Below are 945 nucleotides of genomic sequence, written 5' to 3'. Positions count from 1 at the left end.
TTGCAGGTCTTCCCACATTTGGAGATCGCGTTGTGCGGTCCAGATGCGGGGGGTGTCGATGCCACGGGCCTCGTCATAGGCGCGGGCGACGTTGAAGGGCAGGCAGTGCTCGTAGATCGCGTAGTCGGCGAATTTGGGGTCGCATTCGGCACGAACGGCGTCCCAGGCCTCTTTCAAAGAGCCACCGCGCGCCGCGACCTTTGCTGCCGGGCGATAGGTGCTCTCGACGAAATCGCGGGTGTTTTCGATGGCGGCATTGACCATGTCCTTGCCAATCAGGGCGTCGCCGCGACCCGGAGCGATGGCATCGACGTCGAACCATTTGATCTGGTCCAACGTGTCACCCCAATCGCTGAAATGCCCGTCGCCGCAATAGCAGGCCGAGTGGTATTCGACGATGTCACCGGTGAACATGACGTTCTGATCCGGCACATGGATCACGATATCACCTGCGGTATGGGCACGGCCCAGATGCATCAGATCGACCCGACGGTTGCCGAGGTAAACGGTCATCGTGTCGCTGAACGTGGTGGTGGGCCAGGTCAGGTCGGGGATGCTTTCGTGACCTTCGAACAGGCGGGGGAAGCGTTGGAATTCGCTGTCCCAGTCCTCTTTGCCGCGTTCCACGACCATTGCGCGGGCCATGTCCGACATGAGGATCTGCTGCGCGCCAAACGCACTGGCGCCCAGCACACGGACCGCGTGGTAGTGGGTCAGCGCCACATGGGTAATCGGCTTGTCGGTGACGGATCGCACACATTCGATCACCTTGTTGGCCAGGCGCGGTGTGGCCTGCGCCTCGACAATCATCACGCTGTCATCACCGATGATGACGCCCGAATTCGGATCGCCTTCGGCAGTGAACGCATAAAGACCCTCGCCAACCTCGGTGAACGAAATCTTCTTTTCCGACATGTCCCCTTGGGACGCGAATGCCTTGGCCAT

At 60.6% G+C, this 945-nt stretch carries 1 protein-coding gene; it reads right to left on the bottom strand.

The window, feature by feature from the left end; translation table 11 throughout:
- Positions 1-945: MBL fold metallo-hydrolase (locus ACR0EO_RS22090; RefSeq protein WP_480693062.1), on the bottom strand; the 945-nt coding region annotated here is incomplete at its 3' end.

It is taken from the genome of Ruegeria sp. BE9 (assembly GCF_056538765.1).
This window is presented reverse-complemented; position numbering and strand designations above follow the sequence as displayed.